The sequence below is a fragment of the Azospirillaceae bacterium genome, assembly GCA_028283825.1.
In the GTDB taxonomy this organism is placed as follows: Bacteria; Pseudomonadota; Alphaproteobacteria; order Azospirillales; family Azospirillaceae; genus Nitrospirillum.
This window is the reverse complement of record JAPWJW010000003.1, coordinates 1948468-1974797: the sequence shown is the minus strand read 5'-3', so window position 1 is coordinate 1974797 and position 26330 is coordinate 1948468. Positions and strand designations below refer to the sequence as shown.

General features: G+C 67.3%; 24 protein-coding genes and 1 pseudogene. 13 read left to right on the top strand and 12 right to left on the bottom strand.

Features of this window, described 5'->3' with window-relative positions:
• The first annotated feature begins 148 nt into the window (after positions 1–148).
• The 5 genes from PW843_20935 to holA all read left to right on the top strand — a co-directional run bounded on the left by PW843_20935 (position 149) and on the right by holA (position 6378).
• On the top strand, positions 149–1276 hold the full coding sequence (locus PW843_20935) for a porin (GenBank protein MDE1149040.1): 1128 nt from the start codon (positions 149–151) through the stop codon (positions 1274–1276).
• A gap of 137 nt (positions 1277–1413) precedes the next feature.
• Positions 1414–1959, top strand: a complete 546-nt coding sequence (locus PW843_20930) for a DUF3576 domain-containing protein (GenBank protein ID MDE1149039.1) — start codon at positions 1414–1416, stop codon at positions 1957–1959.
• 127 nt (positions 1960–2086) lie between these two features.
• Positions 2087–4678 (top strand): leucine--tRNA ligase, encoded by a 2592-nt coding sequence (gene leuS, locus PW843_20925; protein ID MDE1149038.1) that lies wholly within the window; start codon positions 2087–2089, stop codon positions 4676–4678.
• Positions 4665–5282: an LPS assembly lipoprotein LptE gene (gene lptE / locus PW843_20920; GenBank protein ID MDE1149037.1), complete on the top strand. Its 618-nt coding sequence runs from the start codon at positions 4665–4667 to the stop codon at positions 5280–5282. The genes leuS and lptE overlap by 14 nt, the downstream gene beginning before the upstream one ends.
• Before the next feature lie 64 nt (positions 5283–5346).
• Entirely contained in the window at positions 5347–6378 is a 1032-nt protein-coding gene (gene holA, locus PW843_20915) for a DNA polymerase III subunit delta (GenBank protein MDE1149036.1), read from the top strand.
• A 52-nt stretch (positions 6379–6430) separates the two neighbouring features.
• On the opposite strand, the gene PW843_20910 is transcribed toward holA, so the two are convergent.
• The 7 genes and pseudogenes from PW843_20910 to PW843_20880 all read right to left on the bottom strand — a co-directional run bounded on the left by PW843_20910 (position 6431) and on the right by PW843_20880 (position 12721).
• Positions 6431–7309 (bottom strand): ParB/RepB/Spo0J family partition protein, encoded by an 879-nt coding sequence (locus PW843_20910; protein ID MDE1149035.1) that lies wholly within the window; start codon positions 7307–7309, stop codon positions 6431–6433.
• Positions 7302–8123, bottom strand: coding sequence for a ParA family protein (locus PW843_20905; GenBank protein ID MDE1149034.1), 822 nt, complete (start codon positions 8121–8123; stop codon positions 7302–7304). Before PW843_20905 ends, PW843_20910 begins: the two co-directional genes overlap by 8 nt.
• Positions 8113–8721 (bottom strand): 16S rRNA (guanine(527)-N(7))-methyltransferase RsmG, encoded by a 609-nt coding sequence (gene rsmG, locus PW843_20900; protein ID MDE1149033.1) that lies wholly within the window; start codon positions 8719–8721, stop codon positions 8113–8115. Before rsmG ends, PW843_20905 begins: the two co-directional genes overlap by 11 nt.
• A pseudogene (gene mnmG, locus PW843_20895) lies at positions 8718–10617 on the bottom strand (tRNA uridine-5-carboxymethylaminomethyl(34) synthesis enzyme MnmG). The gene rsmG and the pseudogene mnmG overlap by 4 nt, the downstream one beginning before the upstream one ends.
• 109 nt (positions 10618–10726) lie before the next feature.
• Positions 10727–12076, bottom strand: a complete 1350-nt coding sequence (mnmE, locus tag PW843_20890; GenBank protein MDE1149032.1) for a tRNA uridine-5-carboxymethylaminomethyl(34) synthesis GTPase MnmE — start codon at positions 12074–12076, stop codon at positions 10727–10729.
• A 19-nt stretch (positions 12077–12095) separates the two neighbouring features.
• Positions 12096–12470, bottom strand: coding sequence for a (2Fe-2S) ferredoxin domain-containing protein (locus tag PW843_20885; GenBank protein ID MDE1149031.1), 375 nt, complete (start codon positions 12468–12470; stop codon positions 12096–12098).
• A complete protein-coding gene (locus tag PW843_20880; GenBank protein MDE1149030.1) occupies positions 12467–12721 on the bottom strand; it encodes a DUF6489 family protein in 255 nt (84 codons plus the stop codon). Before PW843_20880 ends, PW843_20885 begins: the two co-directional genes overlap by 4 nt.
• A 164-nt stretch (positions 12722–12885) precedes the next feature.
• Between PW843_20880 and PW843_20875 the strand changes: the two genes are divergently transcribed.
• The 4 genes from PW843_20875 (at position 12886) to PW843_20860 (ending at position 17469) form a co-directional block, all read left to right on the top strand.
• The gene (locus tag PW843_20875) at positions 12886–14964 is read left to right on the top strand and encodes a thioredoxin domain-containing protein (protein MDE1149029.1); all 2079 of its coding nucleotides are present in this window, start codon (positions 12886–12888) and stop codon (positions 14962–14964) included.
• A gap of 116 nt (positions 14965–15080) precedes the next feature.
• Entirely contained in the window at positions 15081–15776 is a 696-nt protein-coding gene (locus PW843_20870) for a dienelactone hydrolase family protein (protein ID MDE1149028.1), read from the top strand.
• A 203-nt stretch (positions 15777–15979) separates the two neighbouring features.
• Positions 15980–16954 (top strand): quinone oxidoreductase, encoded by a 975-nt coding sequence (locus tag PW843_20865; GenBank protein MDE1149027.1) that lies wholly within the window; start codon positions 15980–15982, stop codon positions 16952–16954.
• Between the two features lie 68 nt (positions 16955–17022).
• Complete coding sequence (locus tag PW843_20860) at positions 17023–17469, top strand: DUF29 domain-containing protein (GenBank protein MDE1149026.1); 447 nt, start codon at positions 17023–17025, stop codon at positions 17467–17469.
• A gap of 7 nt (positions 17470–17476) precedes the next feature.
• Here PW843_20860 and dnaQ read toward each other — a convergent pair whose 3' ends face one another.
• The 5 genes from dnaQ to PW843_20835 all read right to left on the bottom strand — a co-directional run bounded on the left by dnaQ (position 17477) and on the right by PW843_20835 (position 21394).
• A complete protein-coding gene (dnaQ, locus tag PW843_20855; GenBank protein ID MDE1149025.1) occupies positions 17477–18184 on the bottom strand; it encodes a DNA polymerase III subunit epsilon in 708 nt (235 codons plus the stop codon).
• Positions 18185–18194: 10 nt separating this feature from the next.
• Positions 18195–18857: a dephospho-CoA kinase gene (coaE, locus tag PW843_20850; GenBank protein ID MDE1149024.1), complete on the bottom strand. Its 663-nt coding sequence runs from the start codon at positions 18855–18857 to the stop codon at positions 18195–18197.
• 10 nt (positions 18858–18867) lie between these two features.
• Positions 18868–19722, bottom strand: a complete 855-nt coding sequence (locus PW843_20845) for a shikimate dehydrogenase (GenBank protein ID MDE1149023.1) — start codon at positions 19720–19722, stop codon at positions 18868–18870.
• Between the two features lie 121 nt (positions 19723–19843).
• Entirely contained in the window at positions 19844–20458 is a 615-nt protein-coding gene (locus tag PW843_20840) for a Maf family protein (protein MDE1149022.1), read from the bottom strand.
• Between the two features lie 27 nt (positions 20459–20485).
• A complete protein-coding gene (locus tag PW843_20835) occupies positions 20486–21394 on the bottom strand; it encodes a kinase/pyrophosphorylase (protein ID MDE1149021.1) in 909 nt (302 codons plus the stop codon).
• 466 nt (positions 21395–21860) lie between these two features.
• Between PW843_20835 and hemE the strand changes: the two genes are divergently transcribed.
• The 4 genes from hemE (at position 21861) to rho (ending at position 26180) form a co-directional block, all read left to right on the top strand.
• Positions 21861–22919: a uroporphyrinogen decarboxylase gene (gene hemE, locus PW843_20830; protein MDE1149020.1), complete on the top strand. Its 1059-nt coding sequence runs from the start codon at positions 21861–21863 to the stop codon at positions 22917–22919.
• 74 nt (positions 22920–22993) lie between these two features.
• A complete protein-coding gene (hemH, locus tag PW843_20825; protein ID MDE1149019.1) occupies positions 22994–24046 on the top strand; it encodes a ferrochelatase in 1053 nt (350 codons plus the stop codon).
• Between the two features lie 46 nt (positions 24047–24092).
• Complete coding sequence (gene hemJ / locus PW843_20820; protein MDE1149018.1) at positions 24093–24521, top strand: protoporphyrinogen oxidase HemJ; 429 nt, start codon at positions 24093–24095, stop codon at positions 24519–24521.
• A 396-nt stretch (positions 24522–24917) separates the two neighbouring features.
• On the top strand, positions 24918–26180 hold the full coding sequence (gene rho / locus PW843_20815; GenBank protein ID MDE1149017.1) for a transcription termination factor Rho: 1263 nt from the start codon (positions 24918–24920) through the stop codon (positions 26178–26180).
• The last annotated feature ends 150 nt before the right edge of the window (positions 26181–26330 follow it).

Sequence of the window (26330 nt, the reverse complement as noted above, 5' to 3'; positions counted from 1 at the left end):
GCGCCGGCCCCATTCACGGTAAAGGGGCGCCAGGGCCATGGCACGGGGACGGTAGCGACTTTCCTACCGCCCGCAGGGCCAAGGCAAGGCTGCCGTTTCAACAATCGCCGCCTATATCGTTTCATTCCCGCACAACGACAGGCCTGCCATGACCCGCCGTCCCATCCCCCGTGCGCTTATCCTCAGCGTTCCGTTCTGCGCCGCCGTCGGCCTGGCGGCCCCGGCGCGGGCGCAGACCGACTATCACCTGTCGGGCGTGGTCCAGGGCGGCGTGGTGGGCACCGACGGGGCGGCGGCGGGCAACGCCCATTGGGACCCGTTCGGCGCCTATGCCGTCACCGGCAAGGTGGAAACGGTGACCGACAGCGGCGCCACCTATGGCGCGGAGTTGCGCATCGGGTCCGGCAACACCGGGCGCAGCACGGACCGGCCGGGCAACGCCGACAAGATCGGCATCGACCAGGCCTATGTCTACGCCGCCGGCAGCTGGGGCAAGGTGCGCCTGGGCCAGGATTGGGGTGCTGCGGAACGGGCGACCGACCTGCTGCCCCTGCTGGTGGGCGGGGAGATGGACGGTTTCTGGACGCAAAGCGCCCGCGTGCGCCCGCCCGGCATGGCGCTTGGCCGCGCCTATGCGGGCCGCGACAGCGACGACGCCGACAAGGTGGATTATGAGACGCCGCGCCTGTTCGGCCTGAAGGCCGGTTTCTCCTACGCGCCCGAACGCCGCGCCTTCGGCGAGGACATCGTGGCGCCTTACGCCATCGCGGCGGAGGATAATTTCTGGGAAGGGGCGGTGAACTACCGCGGCGACTGGGGCCCGGTGGAATATGAGCTGGGCCTGGCCTACAACCATGCCGACGCCGCCCACGACTGGCTGAATGACACCCAGACCGTCACCCTGGCCGGCGGCCTGACCTATGGCGGCTTCACCGTCGGCACCATCCTGTTCGACGATGGCGACAGCGGCCTGTTGCGGAACCGGCCGGCCAACGCCCCCGGCGACACCAAGGGCATGACCGTCCAGGGCACGTACGAGAACGGCCCCTACGGCCTGACCCTGTTCTGGCATGGCAGCGAGACCGAACACCTGACGACGTACCGCGCCTATGGCCTGGGCCTGTCGTGGAAAGTGCGCACCGACACCACCCTGGGCCTGGATCTCATCCGCTGGACCGCCGACCTGGATGCCGACAACCAGAGCGTGATCACACATGAGTCGGGGTCGCACCCGACAGGGAACGTTGCGACCGGCGTGATAGAATTCCGTTTCTGATTGTTCGCGTCCAGCAACCCTTCTTCCGTCTGCCTTGCCTTCTCCTGCCGCCCAACCCCGCCGCGCAGGTCCCGCGACGCCGCCCCGCTGGCCGGCCTTGCGTCCCAGCGGCTTTTTTGATCTAAGGAACCGTTCTCGTGACCCTGGGTGACAATCACATGCCGTCGCGCTCCGCTTTCCTAATTGGCCGCTCCCTCCTGGTTGCCGGACTTCTGCTTTCCACGTCCGCTTGCTCCTGGCTGGGCTGGGGCGATGACGACGACGACGCGAAGGCCCCGCCCAAGCCGGTTTCCATCCTGGCCCGTCAGAACACGTCGGGTCCGGTCGGCACCGCCAACACCGCCGTCCAGGCCGTGGGCCCGACGGTCAACGCCTTCCTGTGGCGCGCGTCGCTGGACACCATCGGCTTCCTGCCGCTGGCCTCGGCCGACCCCTACACCGGCGTGATCATCACCGACTGGTACAGCCCGCCGACCACCCCGGGCGAGCGGTTCAAGATCAACCTGTACGTCCTGGACGCCACCCTGCGCGCCGATGGCGTGCGCGTGACCGTGTTCCGCCAGGTCGACCAGAACGGCCAGTGGCGCGATGCCACCGTGGCCGCCGAAACCAATTCCCAGCTTGAGGACACCGTCCTCACCCGGGCGCGCCAGCTGCGCATCGCACAGCAGCCCCCGAAGTAAGCTGACCCATCGCCGGCGGGCGACTGTCTCCTCTTTCAATCCCCCGGCCTCATCGCCGGGAGGGGGTGACGCCCCGGCCATTTCAGGCTGATGGCCGGCGCGACACCCGAGAGAAGGCGGTTTTTCCATGTCCCGGTACAATGTCAGGGAAAACGAGGCGAAGTGGCAGTCGGCATGGGCCGACCGGAACAGCTTCGCCGTTTCCGCGGACCCTGCCCGGCCGAAATATTTCGTCCTGGAGATGTTCCCCTATCCGTCGGGGCGCATCCACATGGGGCATGTCCGCAATTACGCCATCGGCGATGTGATCGCCCGGTACAAGCGGGCCAAGGGTTTCAACGTCCTGCACCCCATGGGCTGGGACGCCTTCGGCCTGCCGGCGGAAAACGCGGCGCTGGAACGGGGCGTCCACCCCGGCAAGTGGACGTACGAGAACATCGCCACCATGCGTGGCCAGTTGCAGTCCATGGGCCTGGCCATCGACTGGAACCGGGAGATCGCGACCTGCCGGCCGGAATACTACCGGCATGAGCAGAAGATGTTCCTGGACTTCCTGAAGGCCGGCCTGGCCTACCGCAAGGAAAGCTGGGTCAACTGGGACCCGGTGGACAACACCGTGCTGGCCAATGAGCAGGTGGTCGACGGTCGCGGCTGGCGCACCGGCGCGCTGGTCGAAAAGCGCAAGCTGTCGCAGTGGTTCCTGAAGATCACGCATTTCGCCGACGAGTTGCTGTCGGCCCTGTCCACCCTGGACCGCTGGCCTGAGAAGGTGCGGACCATGCAGGGCAACTGGATCGGCAAGTCCACCGGCCTGCGCTTCCGCTTCCCGCTGACGGCCCCGGCCGGCGTGCCCCTGACGGAACCTGAGGTCGAGGTGTTCACCACCCGGCCCGACACCCTGTTCGGCGCCAGCTTCGTCGGCATTTCCCCCAACCATCCCATAGCGCAAGCGCTGGCGGAGAAGAACCCGGCCGTGGCCGAGTTCATCGCCGACTGCAACCGCGTCGGCACCTCGGAAGAGGCGATCGAGACGGCGGAGAAGAAGGGCTTCGACACCGGCATCACCGCCGAGCATCCGTTCGTGCCCGGCTGGCACCTGCCGGTCTACATCGCCAACTTCGTGCTGATGGAATACGGCACCGGCGCCATCTTCGGCTGCCCGGCGCATGACCAGCGCGACCTGGATTTCGCGGCCAAGTACGGCCTGAAGGTCACCCCCGTGGTGGTGCCCGAGGGTGAGGATCCGGCCACATTCGACGTCGGGACCGAGGCTTATACCGGCGCAGGATTGCTGCGCAATTCCCAGTTCCTGGACGGCATGGACGTGGAGGCCGCCAAGCAGGCGGCGGGTGAGAAGGTCGAGGCCATGGGCCGTGGCCAGCGCACCACCATCTATCGCCTGCGCGACTGGGGCGTGTCGCGCCAGCGCTATTGGGGCTGCCCCATCCCGGTCATCCACTGCCCCAGCTGCGGCGTGGTGCCGGTACCGGAAGACCAGCTGCCCATCACCCTGCCGGACGACGTGACCTTCGACCAGCCGGGCAACCCGCTGGCCCGTCATCCCACCTGGAAGCACGTCACCTGCCCGACCTGCGGCACGGCGGCGCAGCGGGAGACCGACACGTTCGACACCTTCATCGAGTCGAGCTGGTATTTCCTGCGCTTCGCCAGCCCACGGGTGGAGGACCAGGCCTTCAACCGGGAGGAGGCGGCCTATTGGCTGCCGGTGGACCAGTACATCGGCGGCATCGAGCATGCGGTGCTGCACCTGCTGTACGCGCGTTTCTGGACGCGCGCCCTGTCCCAGGTCGGCTACACCGACATCAAGGAACCGTTCGAGGGCCTGTTCACCCAGGGCATGGTGACCCATGCCACGTTCCAGGACGCGGACGGCAAGTGGCTGTTGCCCTCGGACGTGGACAATGCGGACGGCAAGGCCGTTCAGCGTGAGGGCGGCGGGCCGGTGACGGTCGGCCCCATCATCAAGATGTCCAAGTCGAAGAAGAACGTGGTGGACCCGGCGCACATCATCGACAGCTATGGCGCCGACGCCGCCCGGCTGTTCATGCTGTCCGACAGCCCGCCCGACCGCGACCTGGAATGGACCGAGGCCGGCATCGACGGCGCCTGGCGCTTCATCAACCGCCTGTGGCGCCTGGTGACGGAGCCGTCGGTGGCCCTGCCGGCCGCCGGCACGCCCATCCCGGCCGAGCTGTCGCCCCTGGCCACCGAGGCGCGGCGCACAGTGCACAAGACCGTCGCCGCCATCGGCGAGGACCTGGAGCGCTTCCGCTTCAACAAGGCGGTGGCCCGCATCCGCGAGCTGTTCAACGCGCTGGAGAAGCTGGACGGCAAGGCGGGCGCCGAGGCCGGTGACGCCGCCGTGCTGCGCGAAGGGCTGGAGGTGCTGGTGCGCCTGATCGGCCCGATGATGCCGCACCTGGCGGAGGAGTTGTGGTCGGTGCTGGGCCATGACACCCTGCTGGTGGATTCGGCCTGGCCGGTGGCGGACGCCGCGCTGGCGACCGAGGACACCGCCACCGTCGCGGTTCAGGTCAACGGCAAACTGCGCGCCACCCTGCACCTGGCCAAGGACATCGCCAAGGAGGAGGCCGAGGCCCTGGCCCTGGCGGAGCCCAACGTGCAGCGCGCCCTGGAGGGAAAACCCGTGCGCAAAGTCATCGTCGTGCCCAACCGGGTGATCAATGTCGTCATCTAACGGCATCCCCACGGCATCCGCCCGCCGCCTGGCGGCCCGGGCGGCCACCGGCCTGCTGCTGCTGGCGGGGCCGCTGGCCCTGTCCGCCTGCGGCTTCCACACCGTCTATGGCAGCCATACCGCCCAGGACGGCAAGCCGACGACCGAGGCCCAGCTGTCGACGGTGTCGATCGACATCATCCCCGACCGGGTCGGGCAGATGCTGCGCAACAACCTGATCGACCGGTTCTATCGCGACACCGGCCGGCCGGCGAAACCCGTCTATCGCCTGAGCGTGGCGTTGCGCTCCACCAAGGAAAACCTGGGCATCCAGAAGGACGCCACGGCCACCCGCGCGCGCCTGCACGTCATGGCCGACTACCAACTGATCGACGTCAAGACGTCGAAGACGCTGTACCGCACCTCCAGCCGGTCCATCATCAGCTACGACATCTCTGAAGCGCAGTACTCCACCATGGTGGCGGAACAGGACGCCTATGACCGCGCCCTGACCGAAGTGGCCGAGGAAATCACCGCCCGCCTGGCATTGTATTTCGATCGTGGGCCGGAAAAGCCCGCGGACAAACCGGGCGAAAAGCCGGTCGTACTGCCCCCCGCCCAGTAAGCCTCTAATTTCCTATGCCGGGTTTCCGCCAGGAGGCCCGGCATTCCTTATCCGGGAGGCGTCCTTGAAGGTTCAGCCCCGCAACGCCGACGGCTTCTGCAAGCGCCCCGATGCCGGCATCGTCGCCGTGCTGGTCTATGGCCCCGACAGCGGCCTGGTGCGGGAACGCGCCCAGATGCTGTGCCGCGCCGTGGTGGAGGATTTGCAGGACCCCTTCCGCGTCAGCGACCTGAAGGCCGACCAGATCAGCGGCGACGGCGCCCGCCTGAACGATGAGATGGCGGCCATGGCGCTGACCGGCGGCCGCCGGCTGGTGCGCGTGCGCGATGCCGACGAGTCGGTTACCGTCGCCTTCCAGGCCCTGCTGAAGGACGCGCCCGCCGGCGACACCCTGGCGGTGGTGGAGGGCGGCGACCTTTCCAAATCCTCCAAGCTGCGCGCCTTGTTCGAGAACTCGGACAAGGCGGCGGCCATCGCCTGTTATGTCGAGGAGGAGGGGGAACTGGCGGGGACCATCACCCGCATCCTGGCCGAACACCGCCTGGCCATCGACCCCGACGCCCGCGACTGGCTGGCCGCCAACCTGGTGGGCGACCGCGCCGTGGCGCGGGGCGAAGTGGACAAGCTGGCCATCTACATGATGGGCGGCACCCGCGTGACGCTGGAGGATGTGCGCGCCGTGGTGGGCGACAGTGCCGCCCTGGACATGGATGAGCCGGCCCTGGCCGCCGCCGATGGCGACCTTGCCGTCATCGACCGCGCGCTGGGCCGCCTGTTCGGGGAGGGGACCAGCCCCGTGCCCATCCTGCGGTCCGCCCAGCGCCACTTTCAGCGCCTGCAGATGGCCGTCTACCACACCACCCGGGGCCAGACGGCGCAGCAGGCGGTGAAGACCCTGCGCCCGCCGGTGTTCTTCAAGATGGAAGCGCAGATCACCAACCAGGTGCGGCGCTGGAACCTGCCCAACCTGGCGCTGGCGCTGGACCGGCTGATGGACGCCGAGGCCGACTGCAAGCGCACCAACATGCCGGATGAGACCCTGTGCGCCCGCGCCTTTTTCCAGGTGGCGCAGCTGGCCCGGCGCTCTGGCGCATAAAAAAAGCGCCATCAGTGCTGTCACTGACGGCGCTTTTTGGGATCTCAGAACCTCAATACCGGCGCAGCTTGGCCAGCAGGCCGTCCAGCTGGTCCAGGTTGGTGTAGTGCACCGTCAGGCTGCCGGTCTGGCCCTTGGCCTTCAGCGCCACCTTCAGGCCCAGCTCGGCCGCCAGTTCCTGTTCCAGGGCCAGGGTGTCGGCCGTCTTCGGCGCCGGAGCGGGGCGGGTGGCCGGGTTGGCGGCGTCCTTCACCAGCTGTTCCGTCTGCCGCACGTTCAGGCCGCGCTTCACCACCTCACGCGCCAGGGCCAGCGGGTCGGCCGCCGTCAGCAGGGCGCGGGCGTGGCCCATGCTGAGGGTGCCGTCCTGCACCAGCGCCTTGACGGCATCCGGCAGACCCAGCAGGCGCAGCATGTTGGCGACGTGGCTGCGGCTTTTGCCCACGGCGCGGGCCAAATCTTCCTGGGTGTGCTGGAATTCCTCCATCAGGCGCTGGAAGCCTTCGGCCTCTTCCAACGGCGTCAGGTCCTGGCGCTGGATATTCTCCACCAGCGCGATTTCCAGGGCCTCGCGGTCGGTCAGCGACCGCACCACCACCGGCACCTCGTGCAGGCCGGCCAGCTGCGCCGCCCGCCAGCGGCGTTCGCCGGCGATAATCTCATACCGGGCGTTGCCGCCGGCCGTGCCCTCTTCGACCTTGCGCACCAGGATGGGCTGCAGCACGCCGCGCTCGCGCACACTGTCCACCAGGCTACGGATCGCCTCTTCATCGAAGTGGCGGCGCGGCTGGTACCGGCCGGGGTGCAGCAGCTCGATGGGCAGGGTGCGCGGCGGGCGGCCCTTTTCCACCGGCTCCTGCTCGTCGGCCACCTCCGCGAACAGCGCGGACAGGCCCCGCCCCAGATTGCTGCGCTTCTTCATCTCATCCATGGACTGACTGCCGATTACGCTCACGCTTCAGAACCTCACCCGCCAAATGAATATAGGCCTGCGCCCCCGCCGACTTCAGGTCGTACAAAAGCACCGGCTTGCCGTGGCTGGGCGCCTCGGAGACGCGCACATTGCGCGGTATGACCGTCTCATACACCTTCTCGCCGAAGAAGCCGCGCACATCGGCGGCCACCATGTCGGACAGGTTGTTGCGGCGGTCGAACATGGTCAGCACCACGCCCTGGATTTCCAGCGCCGGGTTGAAGCTGCGCTTCACCCGCTCGATGGTGCGGATCAGCTGCGACAGCCCCTCCAAGGCGTAGAACTCACACTGCAGGGGCACCAGCACGGCATCGGCCGCGGCCAGCGCGTTCAGGGTCAGCAAACCCAGGGCAGGGGGGCAGTCGATCAAGATATAGTCGTATTGGGTGGCAGCAAGCCCCAAGGCATCGCGCAAGCGGAATTCCCGCCGCTCCAGCTCCACCAACTCCAGCTCCGCCCCCGACAGGTCGGCCGACGCGGTCAGCACGAACAGCTTGGGCACGCTGGTGGGCCGGACCGAGGCCTCCACCGTCGTCTCGCCAAACAGCAGTTCATAGGTGCCGGTGCCGCGTTCCGTGCGGCCGATGCCCAGGCCGGTGGAGGCGTTGCCCTGGGGATCGTTGTCCACGATCAGCACGCGCTTGCCGGTGGCGGCCAGGGCGGTGCCTAAGTTGATGGTGGTCGTGGTCTTGCCCACGCCGCCCTTCTGGTTGGCAAGGGCCAGGATGCGCGCCCGCTTGGGCGCGGCGGTGGGGGAGACGTCAGCGGGCACGAGCGATCTCACCGAGGATAAGGATGGTCCCCGACGGGTCCGTCATGCTGGGGACTTGGGAGACGGTCATTGTCCAGGATTCGGCCGCCAGGGTCAATTCATCGGGCGCCGTCCTGCCCTTCAGGAAGAGGCATTTGCCGCCCGGCTTCAGGAAGCGATAGCCCCAGTCCAGCAATTCCGGCAGGGCCGCCAGCGCGCGGGCCGAGACAACGTCAGCCTCGATCAATGGCGCCTGTTCGATCCGCTGGGCATGCACCGTCACCTGCGTGCCGGTGGCCCGCGCCACCTCCCGCAGGAACATCGCCTTGCGTGTATCGCTCTCGATCAGATGTACATCTGGCACGCCCAGGATGGCCATCACCAGGCCCGGGAAACCGGCGCCACTGCCCATGTCCACCTGGGTGTGGGTACCCGGCGGCAGCAGGGCATACAACTGGGCGCTGTCGGCCAGGTGGCGTTCCCAGACATCGGCCACGGTGGACTTGGCCACCAGGTTGATGGCGGGGTTCCACTTAGCCAGCAGCTGGGCATAGGTGGTGAGGCGGTCCAATGTTTCACGTGAAACACCGAACCGCTGGGCGAAATCAGCAGGGGTCATACGGCACTCGTGGTGTCGTCGGAAAGGACGGTATCGGCGGCACGGGCCGGACGCTTCTTCACGTGGCGCAGCAGCGCGGTGAGGGCGGCCGGCGTCATGCCGGGGATACGGGCGGCGGCACCCAGGGTGGCGGGACGCACCTGGCGCAGCTTGGCCCGGATCTCGGCGGATAGGGAGGCGATGGCGTCCACATCCAGATCGGCCGGCAGGGCCAGGGCCTCATCCCGGCGGAAGGCGCGGATGTCGGCCTCCTGCCGGTCGAGATAACCGGCGTAGCGGCCATCAATCTCCACCTGCTCAGCGATTTCCGGCGACAGGCCGTTCAGCTCCGGCCAGATGGTCCCCAGACGGGCCAGGTCGATGTCGGGATACCGCAGCAGATCGGCCACGCTGCGGCGCACGCCGTCCTGGTTGATGGTCAGGCCGTGCTTGGCCAATTCATTGGGCGTGGCGGCCAGGGTACCGGCCAGATGGCGGGCATGATCCAGCGCCGCCAGCTTGGCACCGAACGCCGCCGCGCGCACCTCCCCCACGCAGCCCAGCGACAGGCCACGCGGCGTCAGGCGCTGATCGGCATTGTCGGCCCGCAGCAGCAGGCGATATTCCGCCCGGCTGGTGAACATGCGGTAGGGTTCGGTCGTGCCACGGGTGATCAGATCATCGATCATCACCCCAATATAGGATTCCGCCCGGTCCAGCACGAAGGGTGCCGAACCCGACACCGCCAGGGCGGCGTTCAGGCCGGCCACCAGGCCCTGGGCCGCCGCCTCTTCATACCCCGTGGTGCCGCTGATCTGCCCGGCCAGGAACAGACGGGGCAGGCGGCGCGTCTCCAGCGTGGGCCCAAGCTCCCGCGGGTCAACGTAATCATATTCGATGGCATAACCGGGCCGCAGCATGACGACATGCTCCAGCCCCGGAATGGCCTTCAGAATCTCCGCCTGCACGTCGCGGGGCAGGGAGGTGGAGATGCCGTTGGGATAGATGGTGTCGTCGTCCAGGCCTTCAGGTTCCAGGAAAATCTGGTGCCGTTCCTTGTCGGCAAACCGGACGATCTTGTCCTCCACCGAGGGGCAATAACGCGGGCCGATGCCCTCGATCTGGCCGGAATACATGGGCGCGCGGTGCAGATTGGCGCGGATCACCTCATGCACGCGCGCACTGGTCCAGGTGATGTGGCAGGGCACCTGCGGCGTGGTGATCTTGTCCGTCAGGTAGGAGAAGGGCGGGGGCGGATCATCGCCCGGCTGCACCTCAAGGCCGGCCCAATCGATGGTGCGGCCATCCAGGCGCGGCGGCGTGCCGGTCTTCAGGCGCCCCAGGGGAAAGCCTGCGCGCATCAGCGTGTCGGACAGGCCCAGGGCCGGCGCCTCCCCCACCCGGCCGGCGGGGATTTTCTCCTCCCCGATGTGGATCAGGCCGCGCAGGAAGGTGCCGGTGGTCAGCAGCCACGGCCCCCGCCATCACGGTCTCACCGGCCGCCGTCACCACGCCGGCGACATGACCGGCGGCGTCGATCACCAAATCCTCAATCGCCGCCGCCACCAGGGTCAGGTTTTCCTGGTCGCCCAGGATGGCCTGCATGGCCTGGCGGTACAGCTTACGGTCCGCCTGGGCGCGGGGGCCGCGCACGGCGGGGCCCTTGGATTTGTTCAGGACGCGGAACTGGATGCCGGCGCGGTCGGTCACCCGACCCATGACGCCATCCAGGGCATCGATTTCCCGGACAAGGTGACCCTTGCCCAGGCCGCCGATGGCCGGGTTGCAGCTCATCTCCCCAACCGTGTCGAGGCGATGGGTGAACAGGGCGGTGCGGACGCCCAGCCGCGCGGCGGCGGCGGCGGCTTCGCAACCGGCATGGCCGGCGCCAACCACGATGACATCATAGGTCTGCATGGGGCCGGACTTTACGGATGCGGCCCCTGTGAGTCAAAGGCGGGAAGGGGATGCCGGCCATGATTTGGACCCCGATGTTTCACGTGAAACATCGGGTGGAAACGAGCCCTCATTTCCCGATACAGAAATCGCGGAAAATCACGTCCAACAGATCCTCAACATCAACACGGCCGGTGATGCGTCCCAACGCGCGGGCCGCAAGACGCGCGTCTTCCGCCGCCAGTTCCGGCAGGTCGGCCGCCAGCGCCCGGCGCAAGCTCAGCTGGCATTCCTCCAACGCCTGGCGATGCCGGGCACGGGTGAGGGAGGGCGCGGCCCCCGGCGCCAAACGCTGCTCCACCGCCGCCTGCAAGGCTGCCACCAATTCCGCCAGACCATCGCCGGTGGCGGCCGACACGGCCAACGCGGGGTGACCGCCAACCGCCTCCGGCACCGCGCCGCACAGATCGCGCTTGTTCAACACCACCAGCGCGTCACCGTCGGCCAGGGCCAGCGTGCCGGCCGCCGCATCGCCGATGTTCCACGTGGAACAATCCAGCACCAGCAGTTTCAGGTCGGCCTTTTCCGCCCGGGCCAACGCCCGGCGAATACCCTCACGCTCAATCTCGTCGGCGGCGTCGCGCAGGCCGGCGGTATCGGCCAGGATGACGGGGAAGCCCCCCAAATCCAGGTGCACCTCGATCACGTCGCGGGTCGTGCCGGCGGTGGAGGAAACGATGGCCGCCTCCCGCCGCGCCAGGGCGTTCAGCAGGCTGGACTTGCCGGCGTTGGGGGCGCCCAGGATAGCGATGGAGAAACCGTCCCGCAGGCGCTCGCCGCGATGACCATCGGCCAGATGGGCGCCGATCTCATCGATCAGGCCAGTCAGGACGGGCACCACCGCCGGGGCGACGCCCTGGGGCAGGTCCTCATCGGGGAAGTCGATATCGGCCTCAAGGTGCGCCAGCGCCCGCACCAGGCGATGGCGCCAGCCCTCGTACAATGCGCCCAGGGCGCCATCCATCTGGCGCAAGGCCTGGCGCCGCTGCGCCGCCGTCTCGGCATCCACCAGGTCGGCGATGGCCTCGGCTTCCGTCAGGTCCAGCTTGCCGGCCTCAAACGCGCGGCGGCTGAATTCTCCTGGCTCCGCCACCCGCAAACCCAGCGCCGTCAGCGCCTCGCTGGCAGCGGCCAGGACGGCGCGGCCGCCATGCAGATGCAGTTCGGCCACGTCCTCGCCGGTGAAACTGCCGGGGGCGGGGAACCACAACACCAGCGCCTGGTCGAACACCTCGCTGGCGCCATTGCGCAGGCGGGCCAGCGCGGCCCGGCGCGGGCTGGGCAGGGGCTTGCCCATCAGGGCGGACAGGGCAGGGCCGGCGCCGGGGCCGGAAATGCGGATGACCTGGACACCACCCCGCCCGGGGGCGGACGCCAGGGCGAAGATGGTGTCCAGGGCGAACAGGGATGAAATGGACATGGGATTTTCTGTAAGGGGCTCAATCGGGCGCGGCGGCCTTGCGGGCACGGTGGGCCGGCACCTTCTCATCAGGGTGCAGCATCAGGCGGTCGACCCGCCCGCCTTCCACCAGATGCTTCTGCACGATCTCATCCACATCGGCCTCGGTGGGGCAGGTGTACCAGACGCCCTCCGGATAGATCACCAGCGTCGGCCCCAGTTCACAGCGGTCCAGGCAGCCGGCGGAATTGACCCGCACCTTTTTGCCCAGGCCGGCCTCCTTGGCCCCCGACTTCATGCGGTCGCGCAAAGCCTCCGCCCCCTTGGCCTTGCAGCAGCCACGGGGGTGGCCGTCCGGCCGCTCATTGGTGCAAAAGAAGACGTGACGGTCGAAATACAGCGCGGGATCAGTCACTTGGCATCCTTGCCCCCGCCCATGGCGGAGGTCATCTGGTTCCACATCATTTTCTGCAGCTGCTCAAACCCCTGGATGCCCACAGGCAGCCAGGTCTTCAGCAGGGCGTCCGGATCCATGGCGGATAGGTTGGCGCTGATGCGGTCCTGCATCTGCTGCATCAAGGCGTCCTGCATGGGCTTCACATCGGGCAGGCCCAGGAAAGCACGGGCTTCCTCAGGCGTGCAATCAATGTCGACGGTGATCTTCATGGGCGGCCAGCCTTCCTGTTCCGTTTTGTGCCTAACAGGGCGCCCCGGCGCGCTAACAGGTGTATACGCCCGGAATAACGCCTCTTTTTTCTGACCTTCACTGTAGCGGAGGCTACAGTGGGGGCAAAGTGGCACCCGAAGTTTCAATGAGATGGGCGTGGATTATGGTGGCATCGGCATCCGGTTCCGACAACGCGGCGGAAAACCAGCTGGGAAATGAGACCAGCCCCTACCTGCTGCAGCACAAGGACAACCCGGTGCACTGGCGCGCCTGGGGGCCGGAGGCGTTCGCCGAAGCCGACGCGGCGGACAAGCCCGTCCTGCTGTCCGTGGGCTACGCCGCCTGCCACTGGTGCCACGTCATGGCGCATGAGAGTTTCGAGAACCCCGAGATCGCCGGGCTGATGAACGACCTGTTCGTCAACATCAAGGTGGATCGGGAGGAACGGCCCGACGTGGACCAGGTCTACCAGCAGGCCCTGTCCCTGCTGGGGCAACAGGGCGGCTGGCCGCTGACCATGTTCCTGACGCCCAAGGGCGACCCCTTCTGGGGCGGCACCTATTTCCCGCCAAGCACCCGCTATGGCCGGCCGGGTTTCCCCGACGTGCTGCGCGGCGTGGCCGAGACCTATGCCCAGGACCCCGCCAAGGTGGGCCGCAACGTCAAGGCCCTGGGCGATGCCCTGGCCCGCCTGTCGGAAGGCAAGCCGGGGGGTGCGGTCACCCTTCCAGCACTGGACGCCGTGGCCGACCGGCTGGTGCGCGAGGTCGATCCCTTCCTGGGCGGCATTAATGGCGCGCCCAAGTTTCCCCAGCCCAGCATTTTCGACCTGCTGTGGCGGGCCTGGCTGCGCACCGGCCAGACCGACCACCGCGACGCCGTGATCACCACCCTGACCCATATGGCCAATGGCGGCATCTACGACCATCTGGCCGGCGGCTTCGCCCGCTATTCCACCGACGAACAGTGGCTGGTCCCGCATTTCGAGAAGATGCTGTACGACAACGCCCAGCTGCTGGCGTTGATGACCCAGGTCTGGCAGGGCACCCACGACCCCCTGCTGGAAGTCCGCGTGCGCGAAACCGTGGGCTGGCTGCTGACGGAGATGAAGGTGCCCGGCGGCGCCTTCGGCGCCACCCTGGATGCCGACAGCGAGGGGGAGGAGGGTCGCTTCTACGTCTGGACCAAGGCGGAGGTGGAACGCCTGCTGGGCGACGACGCCGACCTGTTCTGCGCCCACTATGACGTGACCGACCTGGGCAACTGGGAAGGCCACACCATCCTGAACCGGCGCACGCCCCTGAAGCTGGACACGGCCGACGGTGTGGCGGAGGAAGGGCGGCTGGCCCATGCCCGCGCCCGCCTGCTGCGCGCCCGCGCACTGCGCATCCGGCCCGCCTGGGACGACAAGGTGCTGGCCGACTGGAATGGCCTGATGATCGCGGCGCTGGCCCGCGCCGGTTTCGTCTTCGAACAGCCCACCTGGATCGAGGCGGCGATCGACGCCTTCGGCATGATCGTCACCAGCTTGAGGACCACCGGGGCCGATGGCCTGGACCGGCTGTTCCACAGCGGGCGGGGCGGCCGCGCCCGCCATGCCGGCCTGCTGGAAGACTATGCCAACATGGCCAAGGCCGCCCTGACCCTGCATGAGATCACCGGGGATGCTGCCTTCCTGGACCAGGCCGTCCGGTGGAGCGCGACGCTGGACCACCATTTCTGGGACCAGGTCGACGGTGGCTATTTCATCACCGCCGACGATATCGGCGACCTGCCCATCCGCCCGCGCCACGCCCATGACAACGCCGTGCCCGCCGGCAACGGCACCCAGCTGGGCAACCTGACCCGCCTGTGGCTGCTGACGGGGCAGGACCGCTATCGCGCGCAAGCCGACACGCTGATGTCCGCCTTCTCCGGCGAACTGGGCCGCAACTTCTTCCCGCTGGCGACATACCTCAACATGGCGGAACTGCTGCTGGCCGGCGTGCACGTCGTGCTGGTGGGCGAGGGGGATGACCTGGAGCCCTTCAACGCCGTCATCCGCGCCCACGCCCGGCCCGTACTGGTGGTCAGCCGCCTGGCGCCGGGCCAGAACCTGCCCGAACCGCATCCCGCCGCGGGCAAAACCATGGTGGATGGCCGCGCCACCGCTTATGTCTGTCAGCAGATGCGGTGTTCCCTGCCGGTGACCACGCCGGAAGCCCTAGCCGACCTGCTGGCGCCTAACCCTTCCGCCCAGTGACGCTCGTCACCGTGACAGGGGCGACCCTAAAGGTTAATGTGGGGGGGACGGGTTAATAGACTACGATGCGTTTTTTAACCAAAAGCATTCCACAACCAAATCAAAGGGGTAGCGCCATGACCACCGTGACGATTGCAGCCACCGACGGCGGCAGCTTTGACGCCTACCTGGCCGTTCCGCCCAGTGGCAAGGGCCCGGGCCTGGTGCTGATCCAGGAGATTTTCGGCGTCAACGCCAACATGCGCGCGCTGTGCGACCATTACGCCGCCCTGGGCTACACCGCGCTGTGCCCCGATCTGTTCTGGCGCCAGGAACCGGGCGTGCAACTGACCGACAAGACCGAGGCCGAATGGCAGCGCGCCTTCCAGCTGTACAACGGCTTCAGCGAGGCCAGCGGCGTGGAGGATCTGATCGCGTCGGTCGAATTCCTGCGGGAGCATGAGGCCACCGGCCGCAAGGTCGGCACACTGGGTTATTGCCTGGGCGGCAAGCTGGCCTTCCTGATGGCCACCCGGTCGGACGCCGACGCCAACGTCAGCTATTACGGCGTCGGCCTGGACAACAGCGCCAGCGAAGTCACCGCCATCACCAAGCCGCTGCTGCTGCACACCGCCGGCCAGGACAAGTTCTCCTCCGACGAGGTGCGGGCCAAGGTGAACGCCGCTGTGGAAGGCAACCACCTGGTCACCCAATACCTGTACGCCGACCAGGACCACGCCTTCGCCCGCGTGGGTGGTGATCATTACGACGCCAAGGCGGCCGACCTGGCCAACCAGCGGACGGCGACCTTCCTGAAAGAGACTCTGTCTTAAACGCGTTCCCTCAGGCGCCGGGCGGAGTTGTTTTTGTTTTCCCTCAGGCGCCGGGCGCCGGCATCCGCCGGCTTGGCTTCCTCAGTTTCCAGTCCGCTTCGCTCCCCGGAAACTTCCGGCGGACGCGGTCGCGTCCTACAGCGGAATGGCCTGGAGCCATTCCGCTGATTGTGAACCCCACCTGTTATTTAGGAGCCCTGACCATGGTCCACGCCATCCGCATCCACCAGACCGGCGGTCCGGAAGTGATGAAGTGGGAAGAGGTGACGGTGGGTGAGCCCGGCCCTGGCCAGGTGCGCTTGCGCCAGACGGCCGTGGGGCTGAACTACATCGACGTGTACGTGCGTACGGGCCTGTACAAGAACCCGCTGCCCCTCATCCCGGGGATGGAGGCGGCCGGCGTGGTCGAGGCGGTCGGACCGGACGTTGTCGACTTCAAGCCCGGCGACCGGGTCGGCTATTGCACCGGCGGCACCGGCGGTTATGCCGAGGCCCGGCTGTTCCCGGCCGACCGCCTGATCCGCATTCCCGACGGCATCGACGACCAGACGGCCGCCGCCATGCTGCTGCAGGGCCTGACCGCCCATTACCTGCTGCACCGCACCTTCCCGGTGAAGCCGGGGCAGACCATCCTGTTCCATGCTGCCGCCGGCGGGGTGGGGCTGATCGCCTGCCAATGGGCCAAGGCCATGGGCGCCACCGTCATCGGCACGGTGGGATCGGATGAGAAGGCGGAACTGGCCCGCGCCAACGGCTGCGACCACACCATCATCTACACGCGTGAAGACTTCGTCGCCCGGGTGAAGGAGATCACCGACGGCCAGGGCGTGCCGGTGGTCTATGACAGCATCGGCAAGGATACCTTCTACAAAAGCCTGGACTGCCTGCAGCGTCTGGGCACCATGGTCACCTTCGGCAACGCCTCCGGCCCCGTGGGCCCGGTGGACGTCAGCGTCCTGAACACCAAGGGTTCGCTGTTCCTGACCCGGCCGTCGCTGGGCGCCTACGTCGCCACCACCAAGGAACTGCGCGACAGCGCCAACCAGCTGTTCGCCGCCGTCCTGTCCGGCAAGGTCAAGATCGACGTGCGCCAGACCTTCGCCCTGAAGGACGCGGCGCAGGCCCACATCGCCCTGGAAGCCCGACGTACGACGGGGTCCACGGTCTTGCTGCCGTAAGGCTGTACGGGCTCAGGCAAGCGTTTATAATGATGTCCGTTCCCCGACCGGAATCCGGAGGCAGGACCATGCCTGACACCCGACACTCCCTCTACGACCAGGACTTCTATGCCTGGGCGAATGAGCAGGCGGCCTTGCTGCGCGCGGGCAAGCTGGCGGACGCCGACGTGGCCCATATCGCGGAGGAGATCGAGAGCATGGGCCGGACGGAGAAGCGCGAACTCATCAGCCGCCTCACCGTCCTGCTGCTGCATTTGCTGAAGTGGCAATTCCAGCCCACCCATCGCGGGGCATCCTGGCGGCTGTCCATCGCCAACGCGCGTGACGACCTGACTGATCACCTGGCCGACAACCCCAGCCTCAAATCCCATTTGGAAGAGGCCGTCACCGCGGCCTACCGCCGCGCGCGCCGTCAGGCGTCGGCCGAAACCGGACACCCGGAAACAATCTTCCCCAACCCGTGCCCCTGGACGTTCAATCAAGCCCTGGCGGAAGATTTCTGGCCGGAAGGCTGAGCACCGGTCAGGCGCCAGCCGCCGCCGGTTCATCGCCCGCCAGCCATAGCGGCGACTTGATCTGCTTCATGAAGGCGGCGTGGGCCTCCAGTTCTTCGGCACTGGCGGCGTGGGGGCGGGGGGCGCGGTGGACGCGCGCCTCATCAACCACCACCAGGCCGGTGTCCGTCACCTTGGGTGCGGCACCCAGCACCAGGTCAGGCTGCCGGCCGCCCAGCAGTTCCAGGTAGACCTCAGCCAGCAATTCGGCGTCCAGCAGCGCGCCGTGGTAGGTGCGGCCGGAATTATCGACGCCGAAGCGGCGGCAAAGGGCATCCAGGCTGGCCGGGGCGCCGGGGAAACGCTTGCGCGCCATGACCACCGTATCGACCGACCGGGACATGGGCATGGTCTTCATGCCCAGGCGCGTGAACTCCGCGTTCAGGAAGGCCATGTCGAAGCTGGCGTTGTGGATGATCAGCGGACTGTCCTGGATGAAATCCAGGAAGTCGCCGGCCACCGCCGCGAACACCGGCTTGTCCGCCAGGAAGGCCGCCGACAGGCCGTGCACCGCCTCCGCCTCCGCCGGCATGTCGCGCTCCGGGTTCAGATAGGCGTGCCAGCTGTTGCCGGTGGCCACGTGGTTCAGCAGTTCCACGCAGCCGATTTCCACCACCCGGTCGCCGCCCAGCGCATGGACGCCGGTGGTTTCGGTATCGAGGACGATTTCGCGCATGGCAACCTGCTTACCTGAACTTCGTGCGGGGTAGGGGACGACGCCCCCGTATCTGGGGGCCGGCGGGCGGCCACACCCGGCCGCGCTGACCCGCCATCACTGTGACGATACCAGCCAGCCGCCGCAAGGTCACAGCACGGCCGAGCCCGGTGGGCACGACGAAATCCGCCCGGCGGCGCTTCTCCCCATCCGGCATCTGGCGGCTGAGGATGGCGGCCAGCTTGCCCGGGTTCATATCCGGCCGCGCCAGCACCCGGGCGCGTTGCAGGCCGGCCGGGGCGGACACCACCGCCACCCGGTCGCAGAACACCTGGCCGCCGGTCTCGAACAGCAGCGGCACGTCCAGCACCGCCACCTTGGCGCCGGATGCCGCCGCCCGGCGCAGGAACCGGTCACGGGCCCGGGCCACCAGGGGATGGACAATGGCCTCCAGCCGCCGCAGCGCCGGGGTATTGCCCACCACCTCGGCCGACAGCAGGCGCCGGTCCACGGCACCGTCCCGCACCACGCCGGGGAAGGCCTGGGCGATGCCCGCCACCGCCGCCCCGCCCTTGGCGTACAGGCGGTGCACGGTGGCATCGCTGTCGTGCACCGGGCAGCCCAGGCGGCGCAGCATGGCCGCCGCCGTGGACTTGCCCATGCCAATGGACCCGGTGAGACCCAGCACCATCATGGGACGGCCCTCAGTCCTCGAACACGGCGCGGTACAGCGCCTCGGTCACCTGTGGCGCCCGGCCGAACCAGGCCTCGAACCCCGGCCGGCCCTGGTGCAGCAGCATGCCGCGCCCATCCACCGTGACAAGGCCGCGCGCCGCGCCGTCCACCAGCAACGGCGTCTGCACCGGCGCATAAACGATGTCCGTCACCACCGCCGCCGGCGCCAGGCGGTCCAGGTGTAAATCCAATGGCGAATGGCCGGTCATGCCCTGGGTGGTGGCGTTGGCCAGCAGGCCGGCGTCGGCCAGGGCATCGTGTCTATCCTCCCATGCCACCGCCACCAGGGGGCAGGGCAGGCCCTCGGCCAGATCGGCCACCAATTCCCGCGCCCGGGTGTGCGTGCGGTTGACCAGGCGCACTTCCGGCACGCCCGCATCGGCCAGGGCCACCACCAATGAACGGGCGGCCCCACCGGCGCCCACCACCACCGCCGGACCTGAGGCCGCCACCCAGCCGGGCGCACCGGCCTTCAGATTCTCGATGAAGCCGAAGCCGTCGGTATTGCGGCCTTCCAGCGATCCGTCGGCATGGACGATCACGGTGTTGACCGCCCCCATGCGTTGCGCCGTCGCGTCCACCCGATCCACGGTGCGGAACGCCGCCTCCTTATGCGGGACGGTGACGTTGCAGCCCACCAGGCCCAAGGCGGGCAGGGCGCGCAAGGCCTCCTCGATGCGCTCCGGCGGCACGGCCAGGGGCACATAGGCGCCGTCGATGCCGTACTCCGCCAGCCAGTGCCCGTGCAGGCGCGGGCTGCGGCTGTGGCCCACCGGCCAGCCCATGACCCCGGCGACGCGGGCTTTACCTGTTAGTTTTTTCATGTTCCCTCAGGCGCCGGGCGGGTGCATCCGCGCCCTTGGCTTATCCTCGCATTCCAGTCCGCTACGCTCCCCAGAATGCTCCGGCGGCCGCGATCGCGGCCTAGAAAATTTGGCGCGCTGCTTATGTGGACAGCACGCCACGCACGCGCAGGAAACCCAGCAGGGGCAGCAGGGGCAGGCCCAGGATGGTGAAGTGGTCACCGGCCACGCGGGCGAACAGCTGGGCGCCCAGGCCTTCCAGCTGGTATCCGCCGACGGAGGTCAGCACGGCATCGCCGGCGGCGTCCAGGTAACGCTCGATGAAGTCATCACTCAAGGGCCGCATGGTCAGCTTGGCCTGGTCGGTCTGGTGCCAGACGCGGGCGTTGTTGTGGAACAGCACGGCGGTGGTCACCAGACGGTGGGTGCGGCCGGACAAGGCCCGCAGTTGGGCGGCGGCACCGGCGCGGTCCTCCGGCTTGTCGAACCAGGCGCCCTCGCACTCCAGCATCTGGTCGGCACCCAGGACGTAGTTGCCCGGCACCTTGGACGCGACCCGGGACGCCTTCAGTTCGGCCAGGGCCTCGGCCGTCTCCTCCACCGTCAGGCCGCCGGCCTTGCACGACAGCTTGACCTCATCCTCATCCACGCCGGGGCGGTGGGCCACCACCTCCAGGCCGGCCTGGCGCAGCATGGCCAACCGGGTCTGGCTGCCGGATGCCAGCACCAGGGGCTGGGACGACAGGATTGGCGTCAACACTTCAGACGACATTCTTCAGGCCGCTCACATTCCGGAATGGGGGGGGTGGGGGGACAGGCGCGGGCCTTCGACCGGCTCGCCCACCGGGTTGATGGGCTCGGCCCCCGCCGGGCGGCGGCGGGCCAGCAGCATCAGGATTTCAGCCGCCGTCTCTTCGATCGACCGGCGGGTGACATCGATGACGGCCCAGCCCTTGCGGCTGTACAGGCGGCGCGCCTCCGCCAGTTCCGACCGCACCTGCTCGGGATCGACGTAGCTGGTCTCATCCCCCTGGTTCAGCAGCTTCAGGCGGTTGCGGCGAATTTGGATCAGGCGCTCGGGGTCCTTGGTCAGGCCCACCACCAGGGGGCGGGACACCTGGTCCAGCTCCGGCGGCAGGGGACAGCCGGGCACGAAGGGGATGTTGGCCGCCTTGATGCCGCGGTTGGCCAGGTAGATGCAGGTCGGCGTCTTGGACGTGCGCGACACGCCCACCAGGATGACGTCGGCCTGGTGCAGTTCCCAGGCGGTCTGGCCGTCGTCATGGGCCAGGGCGAAGTCCATGGCGTCGATGCGGCTGAAGTACTCCGCGTCCAGGGCGTGCTGCCGGCCGGGCTGGCTTTGCGATTCCAGGCCCAGGAAGGCGGCCAGCGAATTGATCAGATGGTCCAGCACCGGCACGCAGGGGATGCCGATCTCGCGGCAGGTTTCCTGCAAACGGCGGCGCAGCCGCTCGTTCACCAGGGTGAACATCACCAGGCCGGGATTATCGCGGATGCCATCGATGACCATGTCCAGCTGCCGCTCGGTCCGCACCAGGTTCCAGAAATGCTCGATCGGTTCGACATGGTCGAACTGCGACACGCAGGCCCGGGCGACGGAGTTGATGGTCTCACCCGTGGCGTCGGACACCAGGTGCAGGTGGAATTCCTTGTCTTTGGCTGTCTGGGGCACGGGCCTCGCGTCCTCCGGCGCTGAAAATGTGAATTTAATCTGGGGAAAACCATAGGAAAACCCGGGAAAAGTCCCCCGAAATCGGGCGCTCAGTCAAACGATACAGGCTTGCCGGGATCCCATGCGACCAGTCACGCGGATCTGGACAAAAGGCCGGCACCCCTTCGGACAACCAGGGCGACGTCCTTCGCCACCCACTTATCCCCAGGATCCACCAACCCGTGAATTCCTATAGCACCTGCGCGCCGGCGCCCAAAACCCCACAGCGTCATTCACATCCAAAAGCACCACGCGGGATCCCGCGAAAGGCTGTGGACGGAATCTGGATGAAATGGAATTACCGTTATCCACAGGCCCAACCACCACCACCATTCCTTTTCTAAGTAAGGTCAGAGTAGAAAGAGGGTCTGTGGGAAAACCCGATCGGCCACCGGATCCCGTGGCCCCCGCCTTCTGGAGACCGTCCTTGCCTCAGACCCAGCCGGACCGCCTGCTGCTGCGCGCCTTGAACCGTGAGGCGCTGGACCGTCCGCCCTTCTGGCTGATGCGCCAGGCCGGCCGCTACCTGCCGGAATACCGGGAGGTGAGGGCCCAGGCCGGTGGTTTCCTGGATCTGTGCCTGAACCCGGAACTGGCGACCGAGGTGACCTTGCAGCCCATCCGCCGCTACGGCATGGATGCGGCCATCCTGTTCTCCGACATCCTGATCCTGCCTTATGCCCTGGGCCAAAAGGTGTGGTTCGCGGAAGGCGAGGGACCGCGCCTGGATCCCATCCGCGACCAGGCGGGACTGGACCGCTTGGTCGTCGCGAACCTGCTGGATCGCGCACAGCCGGTGTATGAGGCGGTGAAACGCATCCGGGGGGCGCTGCCGGATCCGGTGACGCTCATCGGCTTCGCCGGCAGCCCCTGGACGGTCGCCACCTACATGGTGGAGGGGGCGGGCTCCAAGGAGTTCCTGCACGCCAAGGGCTGGGCCTACCGGGATCCGGCGGGTTTTCAGCGCCTGATCGACCTGCTGGTCGATACCACCGTCACCCACCTGTCCGCCCAGATCGACGCCGGGGCGGAAGTCATCCAGCTGTTCGACAGCTGGGCCGGCGCCCTGGCGCCATCGGAGTTCGCCCGCTGGTCCATCGCCCCCACCCGGGCCATCGTGCGGGCCCTGAAGGACAGGCATCCGGGGGTCCCCGTCATCGGCTTCCCGCGCGGGGCGGGCATCAATATCCTGGCTTATGCGGAGCAGACGGGTGTCGATGCCGTCAGCCTAGACACCTCCGTCCCGCTGGACTGGGCGGCATCCAGCCTGCAAAGCCGCCTGCCGGTGCAGGGCAACCTGGATCCCCTGGCCCTGGTGGCCGGGGGCGAGGCGCTGGATCGCGCCGCGACCGACATCCTGCGCGCGCTGGGTAAGGGGCCCTTCATCTTCAACCTGGGCCACGGCATCGTGCAGCAGACCCCCCCTGAGCACGTGGCGCAGCTGGCCGGCTTGATCCGCGGCTGGCCGTCCTTAAATCAGGGCTGATCCATCCGGCCGCCGGTTCCGTATCCGGCGAACCTGAACCTTCCCGACATCGGACCGACATGAGCCCGCTGCCCTTGGAACCGCTGCCCCCCGTTGGCCCGATCGCCCGCAAGGGGGCACGTCGCGTCGCCGTCGTGCTGTTCAACCTGGGCGGCCCGGACAGCCTGGAGGCGGTGCGGCCCTTCCTCTACAACCTGTTCCGCGACCCGGCCATCATCCGCCTGCCCACGCCGTTCCGCCAGCTGGTGGCCCGCCTGATCTCCGGCCGGCGGGACAAGGTGGCGCAGGGCATCTATCGCATCCTGGGCGGCGGTTCCCCCCTGTTGCCCAACACATTGGCCCAGGCCCACGCTTTGGAACAGCAGCTGTGGGACGCCGGCACCGTGCGAGTCTTCGTCTCCATGCGCTATTGGCATCCGTTCAGCGACGCGGTGGCGCACGACGTGAAGGATTGGGAACCGGACGAGGTCGTGCTGCTGCCCCTCTATCCCCAGTTCTCCACCACCACCACCGCGTCCAGCTTCAAGGACTGGCACCAGGCGGCCAAGGCGGCCGGGTTGAGGGCGGCCACCCGCGCCATCTGCTGCTACCCGGAGGAACCCGGTTTCGTGGCGGCCACGGCCAAGCTGATCCGCTGGGGCGTGGCGGAGGCCGCCGGCCATGGCAAGCCGCGCGTCCTGTTTTCCGCCCATGGCCTGCCGGAAAAGGTGGTCAAGGACGGCGACCCCTATCAAACGCAGTGTGAGCGCACGGCCCGGGCCGTGGTCCAGGCCCTGCGGATCGAGGGGCTGGATTGGGCCTGCTGTTACCAAAGCCGCGTCGGCCCCATGAAGTGGATCGGCCCCTCGACGGATGAGGAGATCCGGCGGGCGGGCCGCGACGGCGTGCCGGTGGTGGTGGTGCCCATCGCCTTCGTCTCCGAACATTCCGAAACCCTGGTGGAGATCGAGCACGAGTATCGCCACCTGGCGGGCCAGGTCGGGGTGCCCTATTTCGTGCGCGTGCCGGCCGTGGGGGTGGAACCGTCCTTCATCCAGGGCCTGGCCGGCCTGGTGCGCACGGCGCTGGCGGGCGGCCCCATGACCTGTGCCAGCAATGCCAAGTGCCTTGCCGACCAAGGTGGTTGACGGGCATAAGGGTGCCAATCACTGAACAGGGCGGGGCCCGCATCCCATGTACCTCTGGATCAAGGCGGTCCACGTCATCGCCGTCATCTCATGGATGAGCGGCTTGCTCTACCTGCCGCGCCTGTTCGTCTACCATTGCGACGCGCCCAAGGGATCCGCCCAGTCCGAGACGTTCAAGGTCATGGAACGGCGCCTGCTGCGCGTCATCATGAACCCGGCCATGATCCTGGCCTGGGCCTGCGGCATCACCATGATCAGCCTGGATCCGGGCCTGCTGAAGGGTGCTGGCTGGCTGCACGCCAAGCTGACGCTGGTGGTGCTGATGACGGTGGCGCACATGGCCATGGCCCGCTGGCGCCGTGCCTTCGCCGAGGATCGCAACACCCATGGCGCGCGCTTCTTCCGTATCGCCAATGAGGTGCCGGCCCTGATGATGATCCTGATCGTCATCCTGGTCATCACCCGCCCATTCTGACGGGGCCGGATAAAGTTCCACGGGTCAGGGCCATCCCAGGGCGGTTCTTCCGGCCTAGGTCAAAATCGCCGCGGGGGCCTTGGGTTTTTTGCTTTGACTTGGCCTTGCCATCTGTACTAATCCTGAACAGGTCAAGGCCCATAACGCCGGGATGATCCCGAGCCGCATCCGTTACCGGGTGATCCGCTCGTGAGGCATCCCCGCCCTCCCTCCCCGGGATGGGTGGCCATTTTCCCCAATTTCCTCCTTAGTACTTCGGCATCGTCGTCTTTTTACCCCGGCGGTGTCATCCCCCACCCACAGACCCTTTTCCATAGGGCCGGGCCCCAACTTTCCAGGGGACGACCGAGGCGGTCGTCCACATCGACCGATAGGCCGGCCCCCGACAGGACCAAGATGAATCTCCAAGAGTTGAAGGCTAAGTCGCCTGCCGAATTGCTGGCGTTCGCGGAAGAGCTGCAGATCGAAAACGCGGGCACCCTGCGCAAGCAGGACATGATGTTCGCCATCCTGAAGCAGTTGGCCGAAAACGACGTGCCGATCTACGGCGAGGGCGTGCTGGAGGTTCTGCAGGACGGCTTCGGCTTCCTGCGCTCGCCCGAATCCAACTACCTGCCCGGCCCCGACGACATCTATGTCAGCCCCAGCCAGGTGCGCCGCTTCGGCCTGCGCACCGGCGACACGGTGGAAGGCCAGATCCGGTCGCCCAAGGACGGTGAGCGCTATTTCGCGCTGCTCAAGGTCAATTCCATCAACTTCGACCATCCGGAAAAGGTGCGTCACCGCATCAACTTCGACAACCTGACCCCGCTCTATCCTGAGGAGCGGTTGAAGCTGGAGATCGAGGATCCGGTCCGCAACAAGAAGGACATGACCACCCGGGTCATCGACCTGGTGGCCCCCCTGGGCAAGGGCCAGCGCGCCCTGATCGTGGCGCCGCCGCGCACCGGCAAGACGGTGATGCTGCAGAACATCGCCCATTCCATCGCCACCAACCATCCCGAGGTCTACCTCATCGTCCTGCTGATCGATGAGCGTCCGGAAGAAGTGACGGACATGGCCCGCTCGGTGCGGGGCGAGGTCATCAGCTCCACCTTCGACGAACCGGCGACCCGCCACGTCCAGGTGACGGAGATGGTGCTGGAAAAGGCCAAGCGCCTGGTAGAGCACAAGCGCGACGTGGTCATCCTGCTGGACAGCATCACCCGCCTGGCGCGCGCCTACAACACGGTTGTGCCGTCTTCGGGCAAGGTGCTGACCGGTGGTGTGGACGCCAACGCCCTGCAGCGTCCCAAGCGTTTCTTCGGTGCCGCCCGCAACATTGAGGAAGGTGGCAGCCTGACCATCATCGCCACCGCGCTGATCGATACCGGTTCGCGCATGGACGAGGTGATCTTCGAAGAGTTCAAGGGCACCGGCAACTCGGAAATCATCCTGGATCGCAAGCTGTCCGATAAGCGTGTCTTCCCGTCGATCGATATCCAGAAGTCCGGCACCCGTAAGGAAGAATTGCTGGTCGAAAAGGGTACTATGGCCAAGATGTGGATCCTGCGCCGCATCCTGAACCCCATGGGCGCCACCGACGCCGTCGAGTTCCTGATCGACAAGCTGAAGCAGAGCAAACAGAATTCGGAATTCTTCGAGAGCATGAACCAGTAAGAGTCCATACAGCCGTAGTTTGGTGGGCGCCGTTGCTACGCGACGGCGCCCAAACTTCTTCCAATAAAAAAATCAGTTCGATGGTGAATGCGATTTCACCCACAATCATACCGCGTTGTGGGTGTGATCATTTTTCCTAATAATTGGTTC